Consider the following 15812-nt stretch of genomic DNA (forward strand, 5'->3'; position numbering starts at 1 on the left):
TCTGCTGCGTGCTGTACGGGTGAGCATCGAGCCAGCGCACGATTTGCCCCTTGTACGCATCGAGCTTGCCCAGGCGCGCCACGCCCGCGCGCGTGTGGAACTGCTCCACGCGGGCCCACTTGGCTACCGTGTGGCTACCGTGCGCGGGTGCAATCCGAGCGCCCGGGCGGTCTGTGCCACGCTCAGGCGCTGGCGACCCAGGTGGTCGCGGATCTGGCAGAAGAGCTCATAGCTGAGCACGCCGCCGCCCCATCTGATCGAGAAGTTCAGCAACGCTGCGCGCGCCGTCACTGCAGTCGCGTACCGGTGCTTGTGTCGGTACCCGCGGTGGCGTTCCGGGAAGCGCCAGCACCTGATACAGCGGTGGCTGATAGGCGATGAGTTCGAGATCGATGAGTTGCGCTCGCGCCGCGCCCAGTTCCTCGCGACTCAGGTGCAGCCGCGCCCCGAGCGCGCCCTCGCCGTAATAGCTCAGGCCTTGCGCGTCGGCGACTGTGACCAGGAACAGATAAAGTGCTGCGGCACGCGCCTCGCACCGATCGATGAAGTGCCGCTGCACGAGGCCCTGGTCAACCCAACTGAACTGCGCGGGCACCTGGCGCAGCCGCTGCGGGCGCAGCACGCGCTTGACGGTCTTCATGGCGGCTCCGGTTGATGACGTCGTGGCCTAGTTGTACAAGCCGCCGCGCCGTGGCCGCCATGTCATCTTGTAACGTTACCTCGAACAGGTGCGCGATCAGCCCCGCCAGCACGGGCGATGGGGCGTTTAAGAGATCTTGTAACGCCGCTGCGCCGGGGGATTCGGGGAGCGCACCACGAACGAAACATTGCTCAACATCCTCAGGCACTTGCACAACCAAGGGCTCTTGTAACGCCGCCGGCTTGCGGGCTTTGCCGCGGCTATAACCCGGATGCGCGGCGCGCCACAGCTGAACCCGAACAACATGCAGCGGACCGCGGAAGTAGTCGGTGTTCTGGGGCTGAGCGAGCCAGGCCGCCTGACTGACCGCCTTACTGGCGCGACGACATTCAGCATTCGAGCAGTACCGTTGACGTTCACGGTTACGATGGTCGGGATCGAAGAAGTGCTCGCAGCACATGCACTTACGCTGTCCCGCCTTCGCCATGGCCGCTCCTCGACCGGGTCGACCAACGCAACCCCATCGGCCACGCGCGCGCCCTCAGGCGCAGTCTGAAGAAAACGGAAATGAACCTCGAAGAAGACGCGTCAGAGACGGTCTTCAGAAGAAAATGCAACCCGAAGAAGATGCACGTTCAAACCGGCCAAATCAACGCAGATTCGGATCGGCGGTCGCAGCTTCCGGTGCGTCATCAAGATTGAGGCGATGTGTAATGACGAACGACGGGTCGATTTCCCCCTGCTCGATCCGTTCGAGGAGCTGCTTGTGATATCGCGCGACGTGTGTTTGTCCCGTCTTGAACGTTATGCCCTTGTTCATGGCGGCGCCGAAGGGCACCTTATCGAGCAATCCAATGTATACGCCAGGGACTGAGATCGTTCCGCCCTTACGGCAACACATGATGGCTTCTCGGAGCACATGGGGGCGGTCGGTTCCGAGCATCACGGCCGCTTTGGCCTTGTCCAGAACCGCGTCGAATGTTTCACCTCCGTGGGCTTCGGCGCCCACTGCATCGATGCATCGATCGGGGCCGCGCCCCCTGGTCATTTCCATCAGTCGGTCGTAAACACTGTCGACTTCCCCGAAATTCACGGTCTCGGCCTTGCCATGCTCCTTAGCCATCGCGAGCCGCTCTGGCACTCGGTCGATCGCAATGACTCTGCCGGCGCCGAACATCCAGGCGCTCTGAATAGCGAACTGACCCACGGGTCCGCAGCCCCACACGGCCACCGTCTCGCCTTGCTCGATTTCGGCGTTCTCCGCGGCCATGTATCCGGTCGGGAAGATGTCCGACAGAAACAAGACGCGCTCGTCGGGGATGCCATCGGGAATCTTGATCGGGCTGACATCAGCGTAGGGCACCCTAAGATACTCCGCCTGTCCGCCAGCGAAGCCGCCAAGCATGTGCGAGTACCCGAAGAGACCGGCTGGTGAATGGCCCATTACCTTCTTGGCCATGTCCGCGTTGGGATTACTCGTATCGCAAAGAGAGTAGAGCTGCTTCTGACAAAAGAAGCAGCTGCCACATGAGATCGTAAACGGTACAACGATCCGGTCGCCCGGCTTGAGATGCGTGATTGCCCGACCGGTCTCAAGTACCTCGCCCATCGGCTCGTGGCCCAGGATATCTCCCTCTTCCATGGTTTTCATATAAACGTCGAAGAGATGAAGATCCGATCCACAGATGGCGGTAGATGTGACCTTGATGATCACGTCCCGGTCGTCTTCAATCTTGGGGTCAGGTACGTTATCCACGCGAACGTCCGACTTACCGTGCCAGCACAGTGCTCTCATTACGATACTCCCGTCCAAATAGTAGTAACCCCTCAGCCATGTGCACGCGCCGTGCTCGCGTAACTCTGTTCCTTGCTTTCACAAGAGGTACTGCTTCCCACCACGCTGCCAATCGTTTCGGTCGGTTCGCCACTAAGTGAGCCCTCCTACACGCCATATAAGCCGCACTGACCCGTCGCCATCATGACTCGGGGACCCGCCTGGGTTTATTGTCGCCCTGTGGCCAATCAAATTCAGTTCGCATGGGGGCATCGGAAATGCTATCGAACCCTAGCAGCCTTGCACCGCCGTCTCCGAGGCCCTCACATGATCGAACATCCTAAGCCGCCGTTTCCCAGACAGCAGCAGCCGATGCCGGGCCGCACCAAGGCCATGCAACCGGTCCCTGATCATGGCGAAAACAGTTATCGCGGATCGGACAAACTCGCGGGCAAGCGCGCCTTGATCACCGGTGCCGACAGCGGGATCGGGCGCGCAGTCGCTATCGCGTACGCTCGAGAAGGCGCGGACGTGCTGCTGTCTTACCTTAATGAGCACGAGGATGCCGCGGAGGCTAAGCGCCTGGTCGAGTCCGCCGGACGCAAGGCAGTGCTCTGCGCCGGCGACATTCAGTATGCCGACCATTGCCGCCACCTGGTGCAGCAGGCGGTCGACGAGCTGGGCGGAATTGACATCCTCGTCAATAACGCCGCCCATCAGGCGAGCTTCAAGGAGATCGGCGACATCTCGGATGAGGAATGGGAGCTCACCTTCCGCGTCAACATCCACGCGATGTTCTACCTGACCAAGGCCGCGGCCGCGCACATGCGCTCGGGCAGTGCCATCATCAACACGGCCTCCGTCAACGCGGACACGCCCAATCCGACCCTACTGGCATACGCCACGACAAAAGGCGCCATCCAGAACTTCACCGCAGGACTGGCGCAATTGCTCGCCGGCAAGGGCATCCGCGTCAACGCGGTAGCCCCCGGGCCCATCTGGACGCCGCTGATCCCGTCGACGCTGTCCGAGGAGGCCGTCGCCGACTTCGGCAAACAGGTGCCGATGCAGCGCCCGGGCCAGCCCGCGGAGCTGGCGACGGCCTACGTGCTGCTGGCGGATCCGCTGTCGAGCTATATTTCCGGAGCGACCATCGCAGTGACTGGCGGTAAACCGATCCTGTGACTTAACTTGCGAACTTGCGGGCGGACGCCGCTCACGGCAACAACGAGCGAGATGGTCCGCTGTTTGCTACTGCACTTCCTGGCTCTCGTGTGGAGTCTGGCTATATCAAGAGAAAGGCGCCATGGACGCGCTCGAGAACTACCTCCGCGCGTATGCGGCATACGACGGTATCGATGGGGCATCTGCGCGAGGATTGTCAGTGCGGCCGTGCTGCGGCATGCGGACACGGACGTAATTGCCGGGCAACCCGCGCCCGCCGACCATCCAAGCGATCGCACGGCCACAAGGCAACCGCTCACAACAAACCATCCCTATCCAACAGTACCCTATTGATGGCGAAGGCGGCTTTTGCCCCCTCTGCGGCTGCGACTGCAACCAGCTGCACGTCGCGGGTTGCATCGCCAGCCACGAACAGTCCGGGGATCTCCGTTTTGACGTCATGTTCACCCGTGTCCACACCGCCACGCGCAGTCATTCGGCAACCCAAGCGTGAGGCTAGTTGCGAGCACTGATGCTGGGCCGTATTGAAAAAGAGAGCGTCACACGGCACCGATGTACCGTCATTGTGGACGAGACGTTTCAGCCATCTGCCTTCCCCCTCGAGACGTAGGATTTTTCCCTCGCGGATGGAAATATTCTGTTTTGTCATCCGAGCCTGCATGGCAGGAGAAAGACCTGCGGGGCCATTACTAAAAAGCTGGACATCAGCGGACCACTGCTTCAGCATCAATGCCAATCCACCTCCCTTTTCGTCTCCGCTGCCGAAGGCTCCAATTCTTTTATCGCGCCATTCCCAGCCATCGCAGTAGGGACAGTGATGGACGCTATGACCGTAGAGCGGTTGTATACCCTCGATGTCCGGTAGATGGTCGATCACGCCCGTCGCCAATAGTATGCAATGAGCGCAGACTTGCTGGTCGCCGCGCAGCCGGGCCTGAAACAGATTTCCCGCGAAAAGCACGTCGACCACCTCGTCGTCAATCGAATGAATGGTCGAATAGGGGCGCAGTTGCGACCGGGCAATTTCGAGAAATTCTTGCGGGGATATCCCGTCTCTCGTAAGAAAACCATGCATGCGAGCCGCAAACCGGTTGCGTTGGCTAAGGGCATCTATTAGCAGCACACTGCGGCGACACCGACCCAAGATTAGTGCGGCACTTAGCCCCGCGGGACCGCCACCAACGATGATCGAGTCCCAAACTTTTATCATCGTAGCCGCGACCTCGTTGGAATGAATGGCTAGGGAATCGAAATGTACGCCGCTTCCGAGCGAGGAGTGAGGCAAATATGACCTCCACCGGAGCTAAGCAGTCCGCACGCCATATACCTGGCGGTGTGCACTTCGCAAGACACAGGCAATTATTCAATCCCGACTTAGTCACATCTCATCAAGGGCATTGTCGAAGAAGGCACCAAGGAGTCCGGGCCAGAACTGCAAATTCAATGGCAAATGCCGCAGGAGGGTTTAACCGCGACCGTTGCGTCCCAGACCGATGCGCTGAAAGCCGCTGCCGCCATTTGAGAAATGGAACTGGGCGAGCGGCAAAGCGCTATTCAATCGTCCCTGGAGCAGTCGCTGCTGGAGTTCTACGACGAGCACAGCAATAAGGAGCAGTTGCATTGCACTAGCCAGACATATCGCTTCCGCCATGCTGCAGCCTTTCAGACCCCCCAGCCCGCCTGCCGAGGGCGTATGGCTCGGGCCTTGACCGCGGACGCAAATCAGCAAAAGCCTCTTGGATGCTCTGCTGAGCGATGCCGCTGACTAACATGACTCCAGGCGTTGAATCAGCCATTGGCGATGGTCGACATCAGGATGACGACCGTTTCGTGATCGCCGCCGATAGCACCGCTGATTAATGAGCTTCGCGGAGCGCGGTCCAGTTGGAACAATCCAAAACCCTGCGTAACTTCAGTCCATCGTGCCATTTCATGCGAGATACTATGCTTTGCCGTACACACTGTCATTTCATACAGACCCCGGCACGGCGTTTGCAAAGAGTTGTCGCATTGGATCCGGGATTGCGAAGGAGACGGCAGATGACCGACGAGCAGACACAGACCCACGCGGACGAAAGCAACATGGAAAAGGACCCAGACCAGTGGGTGACGGGTGACGAGCCAATGACCGGCGCCCAGCGCTCCTATCTGAAGACGCTTTCGGAAGAGGCAAAGGTCCAATTCGACGACAAGCTGACAAAGGCGGAAGCGTCTAAGCGTATCGACGAGCTACAGGCAAAAACGGGGCGTGGCAAGACCGAGCAAAACGGCAGCGAGGAACGGGGCCTCGTCAGCCCTGATCCCACCGGTAATCCAGGCTCACTCGGGAAGCAGCAGGAGGCGATGCCGAAAGGTGCTCCGAGCTCGGCGTGACCGCTTCGCAATAGCCTGCGGCAGTGTCATCTCGTTGCTTCTCCGATGGGCCTCGAGATCGGTGACGGCGTAGTTGTCCCGTCCTTCCAACGCCACACCACCCCACCCATGATCTTCCTCTCCGGAGATGGCCTAAGAACTTCAGTTCCGATCCCGGCACCGAACCCATGATGATCCGCGATCTCGAAGAAGCGGCGATAGGACAGCTTCTCTCGGGCGAGACGCCACCAGGCGAGACGCCACGACTGTGCCTCGTGAAGCTTATGCAGGGCGGTCTTGTCGCCATTGATCGCTTCAAGCGCTCGGTCCAGGGCGGTAACGAAAGCCGCTCGGGAAGCATGCTCAGCGAGGAGCTCGTCCAACTCCTCCCCGTCGGTTGGAGCCGCCGTCAGGAAGCGGCGGATGAGGTTTTCGCGCTCCTCATGATCTAGGAAAGAGAAGACGTGGCTCAGCGTCCGTGGATCCAGCGGAAGCTGGTAGCCAGAGGCGTCGAAGCGCAGTTGGTTGCGGGTCTCGTCGAACACGACGGATAGGTCGCCGTCGCGCAAGGCCGCGCCATAGGGCTTGCCAAGCGTGGGAATGAGGATCTTCTCGGCTTCCCAAGAGATATCGAAGGTTTGAGCGTAGCGGCTCTCAGATCCCCAGCGCAGCACATCCTCCCACCACGGGTTCTTTGGAGAAACGCCCATGTGGTTCGGCACGAAGTCGAGGATGAGCCCGAGGTCGTGACCCCTCAGCGCGTCGCTCATAGCGTTGAAGCCGGCATCGCCGCCGAGTTCCTCCTCGAAGCGGTTATAGTCAACGACGTCGTAACCATGTGTCGAGCCCGGCGCCGCCGCGAAAACCGGAGAGGCGTAGAGATGGCTGACGCCGAGCGTCTGCAGATAGGAAACAAGGTCCTCAGCTTGCTCAAAGTCGGTGCCCTCGCGAAACTGCAGGCGATAGGTAGCGACGAGCTGTTTGCTCAAGAGCATTCCGGTCTCTCCTCGCGCACAGCGCGGGCGATCGTCTGGAAGCGGGGATCGGCGGCAAGATTCTCAACCGTCACGTCCGAGCGGATGCGCCAGTTCGGGTATTCATCCGTGGTGCCCGGGAGATTCGGCTGCCGAGGAGAGAGAACCGCGTCCTCCAGCTGCACGGCGAACATCAGCGATCGCGCGCGCGCGCCGAAGCGGTGGATCGCTGCGGCAAGATCCTCCGCCAAGACAACGGGCATGGGCCGCTCGCGGGACAGGATGTCGGCGTATTCGGACGGGAGGAGGCCTTCGCGGTCCAGCGCAGCCAGGAGCGCGGTGCGGTCCCGCTCTCGATCCTGCAGTTCGCGCTCCGTCGCCGCCTCCGTCTGCCGTCCGGTCTCGGCGCGAAGTGTGATGTCGCTCGCGGTCCACCAACCGGAAAGGGTCGCGAGGTCGTGCGTGGAGATGCAGGCGAGCGCGAGCTCCGGATACTGCGCTGGCGGGACGAACTGACCCGTCTTGCCGCGCTCGAAATAGAGCACCCGGTAGGAAAGGATGTTCGCCGCCTCCATTGCCGGGCAGAAGCCTTCGGGCACCGTGCCAAGATCCTCTCCGATGACGATGCATCCGTTCACCTCAGAGGCCTCTGCAACGGTGTCGATCATAGCGCCGAGCGGATAGCAGACATAACCGCCGCCGGCCGCCGTGCCGCTGGCGGGGATCCACCAGAGGCGGGCAAGACCCATGGCGTGATCGATGCGCATCGCGCCCGCGTGTCGCATCGAGGCAGCGTAGGCATCGGCCAGCGGCTTGTACTTGCGCGCGGCGAGCACCCCTGGTGACAGAGGAGCGAGACGCCAGTCCTGGCCCTCGGAGTTATGCAAGTCCGGCGGCGAGCCGACGCGCGCATCGCGCACCGTGAGATCGGGATCGGCCCAAGTGTCAGCTCCGTCCGGAGCCACGCCGACGGCGAAATCGAGATAGAGGCCGATCCGCATGCCGGCCGCCTTGGCGCGGGCGTGCGCGTGTGCGAGCTGCTGATCGGCGATGAATTGCAGCCATTCATGGAAACGGACGTCGTTCTCGTGCTCGCCCTCGAAACGCGCTACCGCTTCGCCCTGGCGATGTTGCAGATCTCCAGGCCAACCATGCCAGCCGGCATGGCCTCCCGCACGCACCTCATGGGCGGAAATCGCCTCGAACAGCGCGAACGAACGCAGGCTGTCGTGGTTCTTCTTTCGAAAAGCCTCCAAGCCGTCTTCGGTCTCGCCGTCGCGTTGGTCGAAGAGGCGGCGGAGCAGGCGGCCCTTCAGCGAGGCGGCGGCGCCGTACTCGACGAGGTCGCCGTCAAGGCGAACGAACGCGCCCGCGTCCTCCTCGCGCAAGTCGCGGATTGCCCGTTTGCCGCCGCGAAGCTGATCGACGGCGATGTAGAGCGGGTTGAGAAATCGGCGTGTCGAAGGTGAATACGGGCTGATGCGACTCAGATCGGCGAGAAAAAGGGCATGGAGCGGATTGACGCCGACAAACGCCGCCCCCGCCTCGGCCGCTGTCTCGGTAAGTTGCGCCAGATCCTCGAAGTCGCCGATCCCGAGGTTGCGGCTCGAGCGCAGACCGTAGAGCTGGCAGGTCAACCCCCAGGCGCGACGATCGCGAACACCTTTCGGCAGGACGCAGCGGCGCGCCGCCTCGTGCTGCTTGCTCGCGAAATCACCCGTCTCGCCGGTTTGCGGATCGACGTTGAGAACTTTCAGAAGCGCTCGCTTGGCCTCATCCGAGATATCCGTCGGCTCATCGTGCTCGGAGGTATAGCGGGTCTGGATGCCATGGCTCCTTGCCAGGTCGTCGAGACGGTCAGACATCGTCGGACCCTTCGACCAGGGGCGAGCGGGCCAGGAGAAAAGCCGCAGTCCAGGCCGCGAGCTTTCCGTTCCGTAGCTCCTCCAGGGCGGCCTTGTGGTTCGAATAGACAAGCTCGACTTGGTCAATCTCGCCCGAGAGGCGCCCGCTCCCGATCTGCCAGATCTTGTCATCGAGATTGGCGAAGAGGTGATAGATCTTATTGTTCTGAAGGTTCCACGTGACGGCGAATGCGCGCCCATCCACGAATGCGGAGCCGCAACAGCCCCTAGCCTTCTCCAGGAGCGGCATGAGCACCGCGCGCCGGGTGTTGAGCAGCTCCTCCGTCACCTGCAGTCGGCGCCGTTGGATCGGACGCGAAATCTGTGACCAATCCAGCTTCGAGGCTAGAAAGGTGGCCTCACTATTTGGATCGGGAAAGGCCTCAGCGGCACGCTCGTCCTGGAAAATGGAGAAGTTCTTGAACTCCTCCTTACGTCCCTTGGACACTGCCTCGCCGAGCTCGCCATGGAAGTCGGTGAAGAAGCAGAAAGAGTTGGCGTCGCCGAACTCATCGCCCTGAAACATAAGCGGGATCTGCGGCGACAGGAGGAGGATCGCATGCATACAGTCGTAGGCGCGTGCCGAGCTTAATGAGCGAAGCCGGTCCCCGAACGCACGGTTGCCGATCTGATCGTGGTTCTGAATGAAATGGACGAAGGCCGTCGGCGGTAGGTGCGCGGAGCGGTCTCCGACCTCGCGCTCGCGATGCTTGGAATACTGTCCCTGAAAGACGAAGCCCGTCGCCAGGGCCCTCGCGATCTGCCCGGCGGTGTCGATCTCGTAGTCCTGGTAATACGCTTCCTGCTCATTCGTCGCGATCACATGGGCGGTGTGGTGGAAGTCATCGTTCCACTCGCCGGAGACGAGAGAGATGGAGGCTTGGTCATTGCGCTCTATATGCCACGTAATGTTGCGTTCGTCCTCGGTGGTGATGTGGACGTGGCGGTCGATGATCAGCTCGCGCACGTGGGCGGCGATCTCCTTCACGAGCGGGACGTCGGTCGTGTCCTTGATCGAGTCGATGGCATCGAGCCTGAGGCCGTCGATCCGGTATTCGGTCAGCCAGTAGAGCGCGTTATCGATCATGAACCGGCGCACCGGCTCCTGGTCATAGGCGATGGCGGCGCCCCAGGGCGTCTGAATATCAGCGTGGAAGAACTCGGGCAGGTAGGATGGGATGTAGTTCCCGTCGGGGCCGAAATGGTTGTAGACGACGTCGAGGAAGACCATGAGGCCTATCTCGTGCGCGGCGTCGACGAGACGCTTCAGCCCTACTGCACCGCCATAGACTTCGTGCGGGCAATAAAGCAGCACGCCGTCATAGCCCCAGCCGTGGCGTCCGCCAAACTGGGCAACGGGCATCACTTCGATGGCGGTGATGCCGATCTTCTGCAGATGGTCGAGCTTGCCGATGACCGCGTCGAAGGTGCCCTCAAGCGTGAACGTGCCCGTGTGCAGCTCGTAGAAGACGGCCTCGTGCCATGGCCGACCCTTCCAGTCCGCTGTTTGCCATTGGTAGGCGTTAGGGTCGACCAACTTGGAGCGCCCCGTGGACGTTCCCCATCTGCGCGCGTGCGGCAGGATCTGGCACGACGTTGCCCCCATCGACCCGAAAGCCATAGCCCGAGCCGGGCTGTAGGTTGCCGGTCGTGAGATCCCACCAACCGCCCTCGCCTTTCTGCATGAGCATTGACTCGTCGGCCTGTTCCGGGCCGGATACGAGTTCGACCGCTTGGGCGCCAGGCGCCCATATTCGAAAGCGTGTACCCGCCTTGGAGTAATTTGCGCCCCAGCTCGATTCAAACGAGAAGGTCCTTCCGATCGTCATGCTTGCTCGCCGTACCCGTGCCCACTCAGGTCTTCGAAGGCACTTGGTCCTCCGGGACGTCCTGCGGCTCGGTGGCAAAGTGAACGCAGCGGATCGAGGCCTCCACGAATGCTTCCGAGATGTGAGCGAAGGCGCGTCGCGCAGCTGCCGTCGAGGCGTCACTTTCTGATGGCTCCAGAAGAAAGACCAGGAACGAGCGGCCGGTAGCCATGTACACGGAGCCAAACTCGAACGGCACCAGCTCCTCGCGCGCGGGTAGGTTGGTGTCGATGATGCAACGCCAGCGCTGCCCGCCCGGCGCCTCGGGAAGTGTGAAGTTCACGACGTCGTGGTGGGCGTTGAGGACGAGCAGCATCGTCGCGTCCGTGCCTGGCCGCCGGATACCTTCGGATTGCGCGCGCCCGTCGAGAAGCATGCCGAAGCAGCGCGCGGCTGAGTCGCTCCAGTTCTCTTCCGAGAACTCGATGCCGGCGGGCGTGATCCAGGCCACGTCCTTGACGCCTAGCTCCTCGTCGTAGATTCCCCGCAGGAAGCGCCCGCGTCGGAGCATAGGCAATGCCTGGCGGAGCATGATGAGCTTTTGGACGAACCCGGCGAGCTCGACCGCCTCGGGCGAGACGCGCCAATCGATCCAGCCAATCTCGTTGTCCTGGGCGTAGGCGTTATTGTTGCCGCTTTGCGTGCGGGCGAATTCGTCGCCGGCAAGGATCATCGGCGTGCCGCGCGAGAAAAGTAGGGTCGCGAAGAAGTTGCGAAGCTGCCGGAAGCGAAGCTCGTTCAGCTTCGGATCGTCGGCCGGTCCTTCGACGCCGTAATTGCAGGACAAATTATGCGAGTGGCCGTCCCGGTTGTCCTCGCCATTCGCCTCATTGTGCTTGTCGTTGTAGCAGACGAGGTCGTGTAGGGTGAATCCGTCATGAGCGGTGAGGAAGTTCACTGATGCCCAAGGCTTGCGGCCGCGCCTATCGAACACCTCGGCCGAGGCGCTGATTCGGGCGGCGACGGCCGGGACCTTACCTTCGTCGCCTCGCCAGAACGCACGCATCGTGTCGCGATAACCGTCGTTCCATTCCGCCCAGCCGGGCGGGAACCGACCGACCTGATAGCCGCCCGGACCGCAATCCCAGGGCTCGGCGATAAGCTTGACCTGAGAGAGTAGTGGGTCCTGCATGCACGCGTGGAGGAAGGAGGATTCCTCCGAGAAACCGATCGGCTCGCGCGCCAGGATCGTCGCCAGGTCGAACCGGAACCCGTCGACGCGCATTTCACCTGCCCAGTAACGAAGCGAGTCTGTGACCAGCTGCATCACGCGCGGATGCGAAGTGTTGACCGTGTTTCCGGTACCTGTGTCGTTTATGTAGTACCGCTTTTGGTCCGGGAGCAGCCGATAATAGGTGGCGTTGTCAATGCCCTTGAAGGACAAGGTCGGTCCCAGCTCGTTGCCCTCGGCCGTGTGGTTGTAGACCACGTCCAGGATCACCTCGAGCTCGGCATAGTGGAAGGCGGACACGAGTTCCTTGAACTCGTTGACAAAGGGGCTCGCGAGGTACCGCGGAGCCGGGGCGAAAAAGCCGATCGTGTTATAGCCCCAGTAGTTCCGCCGCCCCTTCTCCACCAGATAGCTGTCGTCCACGAAAGAGTGGATCGGTAGGAACTCCACCGACGTAACGCCGAGACTCTTGATGTAAGCGATAACGTCGGGGTTCATCAAACCCGCAAACTTGCCGCGGTCGGCCTCGCTGACGCACGGGTGGCGCTGAGTGAAGCCCTTGACATGGGCCTCATAGAAGATGACCCGCTCCCAGGAAATATTGGGCCGTCGCTCGTCGCCCCAGGTGAAGGCTGGGTCGATTACACGGGCCTTGGGCAGGAACGGGGCACTGTCGCGCTCATCGAAAGAAAGGTCGCCGTCCGGCGATCCGATCGTGTAACCGAAGAGCGCATGATCCCATCTAAGCTCGCCCGTGTGCTGTTTGGCGTAAGGATCGAGCAGCAGTTTGTTCGGGTTGAAGCGGTGCCCCGCGTCGGGCTCATAGGGTCCGTGAACGCGGTAGCCGTACACGAGGCCTGGACGGGCCTCCGGCAGATAGCCATGGAAGATCTCGTTGGTGTATTCCGGCAGCTGGATCCGCTCGACCTCCCGCTCGCCATGGATGTCGAAGACGCAGAGCTCGACCTTGGCGGCATTGGCCGAGAACAGCGCGAAGTTCACGCCGCGCCCATCCCAGGTCGCCCCTAGCGGAAACGGCCGCCCGCTTTCAATCCGGGTCCGGCGAAGACGCGGCTGGGCAAGTTTTTGAGGACGGGAAACATGTGAGACTGGAGCGTTCACTATCCACCTTCGCAAAGTCTGGGAGACGTATGCATCACCCCCTGCCCATACGATGTTGCCTAACGCATTGCCCTCAAACGCAGCGAGAACTCTCGCAACGCGAGTACGCCACTCTCTTCGGCACGGCGGCACCAGTCCTCGACGTGGCAAATTAGCTGGTCTTTGGTGAGACTGGAGCGTCGCCAGATTTCGGTCAAATCGACGCGCATCGTTTGGACCGTTGTCAAAGTCGGGCTCGCGGTGACAACAGACTCAATACGCAGCCTTTCCTCCGCGCTCAACTGATGGTCGTGGCTGCGAAGCCAACGCCGTATCGTCTTCCTGTCGATCGGTACCTTCGATTGAAGGCGAGCTGATTCCCGTAAACAGGTGGCTGCGACGGCTCGAGTGTAGGCCGCGAGGATCTCGTATCGATTCATCACGATTGCCTGCAGCGTTTCATGATCAATGCTATTTTTAGTCGCATCGCGTCGGACGCGTGGAGCGGTCTTCTTGATCGTCGCCAAGTTCAAAAAGCTCAGCATCCGTATGTAAATCCACCCCACGTCTATCTCCCACCACTTGTGCGATAGTCGGGCCGATGAGGGGTGCGCATGATGATTGTTGTGCAGTTCTTCTCCGCCGATGAGGACGCCCCAAGGCACAATATTGCGACTGGCTTCTTCGGTTTGGAAGGTCCGGTATCCCCAATAATGACCGAGGCCATTGATAACGCCCGCGGCGAACAAAGGAATCCAGATCATCTGAATCGCCCAGATGGTCAAGCCGATGGCACCGAAGAGCACGAGGTCGATTGCGAGCATCACGCCTAGGCCAAGTACGGTGTGCGGATGGTAGAGGTGGCGCTCGATCCAGTCGTCCGGCGTTCCTCGCCCGAACCGCTCGATTGTTTCCTGGTTTCTTGCCTCCAGTTTGTAGAGCTCAGCGCCCTGGAGGAGCACGCTCCGTAGGCCCTTTACCTGCGGACTATGAGGATCCTCCTCGGTATCGCAACGCGCGTGGTGTTTACGGTGGATGGCAGTCCATGCTTTCGTGCTCATTCCAGTCGTAAGCCAGAGCCAGAGGCGAAAGAAATGACCAGCGAACGGATGTAGATCGAGCGCCCTGTGCGCAGAGTGGCGATGCAGGTAGATCGTTACTGAGGCGATGGTGATATGGGTGAGGGCCAATGTGACAAGGACATAGCCCCACCAAGGCAACTCCAGAACACCGAGATACATGATTTAGACTCTAGTTTGCGTCTTCGACCGATGCACAAGCCTTTGCTCGGAAGGCTTGCGTCGGTCGCGACCGTCTTAGGGGTACACGTGCTCAGCGTTGTGCTTTTTCCAGTCTTCAGCAAACAGCTTCGCATCTGCATCGTTGCGGGGTTTGACGCCCATGACAATGCCACCGCCCTTGATGCCCGCTTCGTAGTGCTTCACGCGCTCTTCGGGCATTCCCCAACCCACTAGGGCGCCGATAACCCCGCCAGCTGCGGCGCCAGCCCCGGCACCGGCCAGCGCGGCCGCCGCGGGACCCGCGATCACGAGGCCAAGGCCGGGGATGACGATAGATGTACCGACCGCAGCCACCGCAGCAGCAATGGCGCCGATGGTTCCGCCGATGGCGCCACCGACACCCGCACCTTCGGCCGCTTTGTTGCCAAGCTCCGTAGTCGCGGTTTCGCCGTTGCTGAAGTAACGTTTACGAGTGTCCTCGGACATTGCCAAGTTGATGTCGCTGGTATCGTAGCCGCGCTCTGAAACTGAGCGATACGCCTTCTCGGCGCTTTCACGGTCCTTGAAAAGCCCCGTGACGATTGTGGAATCAGTGTTTCTGTCTGTCATGTCAATTCTCCATAAAAATAAAACGGTGCATGACTGTGCATGCACCGCATGTTTTGATCGGACGTTTGCACAGGCTCCTGCCGATTGCGTCGTTAAGCGACCTCGCTCATTTCGGCCATTAATTCTTCTTTACGCGCTTTCATTTGAGCCCCGAGCGCGTTCAAGTCGAGCTTGGCTTTCCTCATCTTGGGAAACAGTTCCTCCTGCTCTTCCTTGACGTGATGGTCGATGTACTCGCCCAGCACGGTCACCTTGGCGTCGTACAGCTCGTCGCCTGGCGTCATGTCCTCCAGCTGCGCGATAAGGTCCTTCGCTGTAGCGTGTTCGACTTCGGCTTCGTCAAGCAGATCTTGTTCTTCCAGCGCCTCTCGGGCGGCCGGATAGAAGATCTCTTCTTCGATCGTGGCATGCACCGTTAATTCGGTGCAGATCTCTGCGGCGAGCGCCTCTTTCTTGTCGGCATTGGAGCCGCTCGATTCGAACGACTTGAACAGCTTTTTTACCTTGTCGTGATCGGCGGTCAGAAGGGTGATCGCGTCGTCGGTCTTAGCGCGGGAATCGGCTTTCGCACGATTGGAAGAATGTGAGGCGGTGCCTCGGGTCGTAGCCACTATGTTTCTCTCCGGTGATCGCTCGTTGCTGCGAGCGCTGTCTTAAATAACGCAAAGGCCGGTCCCGCCTATGATTCGTAACGCACGCGGATTATTGCTCTTACCCATTCGATCGATACATGTAACGACTGGGTAACCCGCCTGAAAGGGGGAGGTCGATCGCGTGGTGCTCCAAGAAAAAATCGGATCGTGGAACGACACCGCGGAATCGCATCCAGTGCTTGATACGAAACCGCCACTGCTCTTCACCTCGAGATGGCGAGTTTGGTGCTCCGCGTTCGCGCCGGCTCCCGGGCCTGCCCCTAATTCTGCTCCCGTGACCGGGTCATCGGTAGGTTCGGATTGAGTCCGTAGGGCCGCAGCCTGGATGAGCGCAGCCTCC

At 60.8% G+C, this 15812-nt stretch carries 12 protein-coding genes and 1 pseudogene; 2 read left to right on the top strand and 11 right to left on the bottom strand.

Features of this window, described 5'->3' with window-relative positions; translation table 11 throughout:
• Positions 1 to 226: 226 nt before the first annotated feature.
• The 3 genes from GEV05_26080 to GEV05_26090 form a co-directional block, all read right to left on the bottom strand.
• Complete coding sequence (locus tag GEV05_26080; protein MPZ46789.1) at positions 227 to 640, bottom strand: hypothetical protein; 414 nt, start codon at positions 638 to 640, stop codon at positions 227 to 229.
• On the bottom strand, positions 570 to 1127 hold the full coding sequence (locus GEV05_26085) for a hypothetical protein (GenBank protein ID MPZ46790.1): 558 nt from the start codon (positions 1125 to 1127) through the stop codon (positions 570 to 572). Before GEV05_26085 ends, GEV05_26080 begins: the two co-directional genes overlap by 71 nt.
• 162 nt (positions 1128 to 1289) lie before the next feature.
• Positions 1290 to 2435, bottom strand: coding sequence for an alcohol dehydrogenase catalytic domain-containing protein (locus GEV05_26090; protein ID MPZ46791.1), 1146 nt, complete (start codon positions 2433 to 2435; stop codon positions 1290 to 1292).
• A gap of 306 nt (positions 2436 to 2741) precedes the next feature.
• On the opposite strand from GEV05_26090, the gene GEV05_26095 reads away from it, so the two are divergent.
• A complete protein-coding gene (locus tag GEV05_26095; protein MPZ46792.1) occupies positions 2742 to 3599 on the top strand; it encodes an SDR family oxidoreductase in 858 nt (285 codons plus the stop codon).
• Between the two features lie 295 nt (positions 3600 to 3894).
• Here the strand turns inward: GEV05_26095 and GEV05_26100 are convergent, their stop codons facing one another.
• Positions 3895 to 4809: an FAD-binding protein gene (locus tag GEV05_26100; GenBank protein MPZ46793.1), complete on the bottom strand. Its 915-nt coding sequence runs from the start codon at positions 4807 to 4809 to the stop codon at positions 3895 to 3897.
• Positions 4810 to 5639: 830 nt separating this feature from the next.
• Between GEV05_26100 and GEV05_26105 the strand changes: the two genes are divergently transcribed.
• Positions 5640 to 5972, top strand: a complete 333-nt coding sequence (locus tag GEV05_26105; GenBank protein ID MPZ46794.1) for a DUF3072 domain-containing protein — start codon at positions 5640 to 5642, stop codon at positions 5970 to 5972.
• A gap of 26 nt (positions 5973 to 5998) precedes the next feature.
• On the opposite strand, the gene GEV05_26110 is transcribed toward GEV05_26105, so the two are convergent.
• The 7 genes and pseudogenes from GEV05_26110 to GEV05_26140 form a co-directional block, all read right to left on the bottom strand.
• Complete coding sequence (locus tag GEV05_26110) at positions 5999 to 6940, bottom strand: hypothetical protein (GenBank protein ID MPZ46795.1); 942 nt, start codon at positions 6938 to 6940, stop codon at positions 5999 to 6001.
• Positions 6937 to 8790 carry a 4-alpha-glucanotransferase gene (gene malQ / locus GEV05_26115; protein ID MPZ46796.1) on the bottom strand — a complete coding sequence of 618 codons (1854 nt, stop codon included), beginning with the start codon at positions 8788 to 8790 and terminating at the stop codon, positions 6937 to 6939. Before malQ ends, GEV05_26110 begins: the two co-directional genes overlap by 4 nt.
• Positions 8783 to 10658, bottom strand: a pseudogene (gene treZ, locus GEV05_26120) (malto-oligosyltrehalose trehalohydrolase). The gene malQ and the pseudogene treZ overlap by 8 nt, the downstream one beginning before the upstream one ends.
• A gap of 25 nt (positions 10659 to 10683) precedes the next feature.
• A complete protein-coding gene (gene glgX, locus GEV05_26125) occupies positions 10684 to 12990 on the bottom strand; it encodes a glycogen debranching protein GlgX (protein MPZ46797.1) in 2307 nt (768 codons plus the stop codon).
• A 59-nt stretch (positions 12991 to 13049) separates the two neighbouring features.
• Positions 13050 to 14210, bottom strand: coding sequence for an acyl-CoA desaturase (locus GEV05_26130; GenBank protein ID MPZ46798.1), 1161 nt, complete (start codon positions 14208 to 14210; stop codon positions 13050 to 13052).
• Positions 14211 to 14285: 75 nt separating this feature from the next.
• Positions 14286 to 14819, bottom strand: coding sequence for a hypothetical protein (locus GEV05_26135; protein ID MPZ46799.1), 534 nt, complete (start codon positions 14817 to 14819; stop codon positions 14286 to 14288).
• Positions 14820 to 14911: 92 nt separating this feature from the next.
• Positions 14912 to 15433, bottom strand: coding sequence for a hemerythrin domain-containing protein (locus GEV05_26140; GenBank protein MPZ46800.1), 522 nt, complete (start codon positions 15431 to 15433; stop codon positions 14912 to 14914).
• Positions 15434 to 15812 lie beyond the last annotated feature (379 nt).

Source organism: Betaproteobacteria bacterium, from assembly GCA_009377585.1.
GTDB lineage: Bacteria > Pseudomonadota > Gammaproteobacteria > Burkholderiales > WYBJ01 > WYBJ01.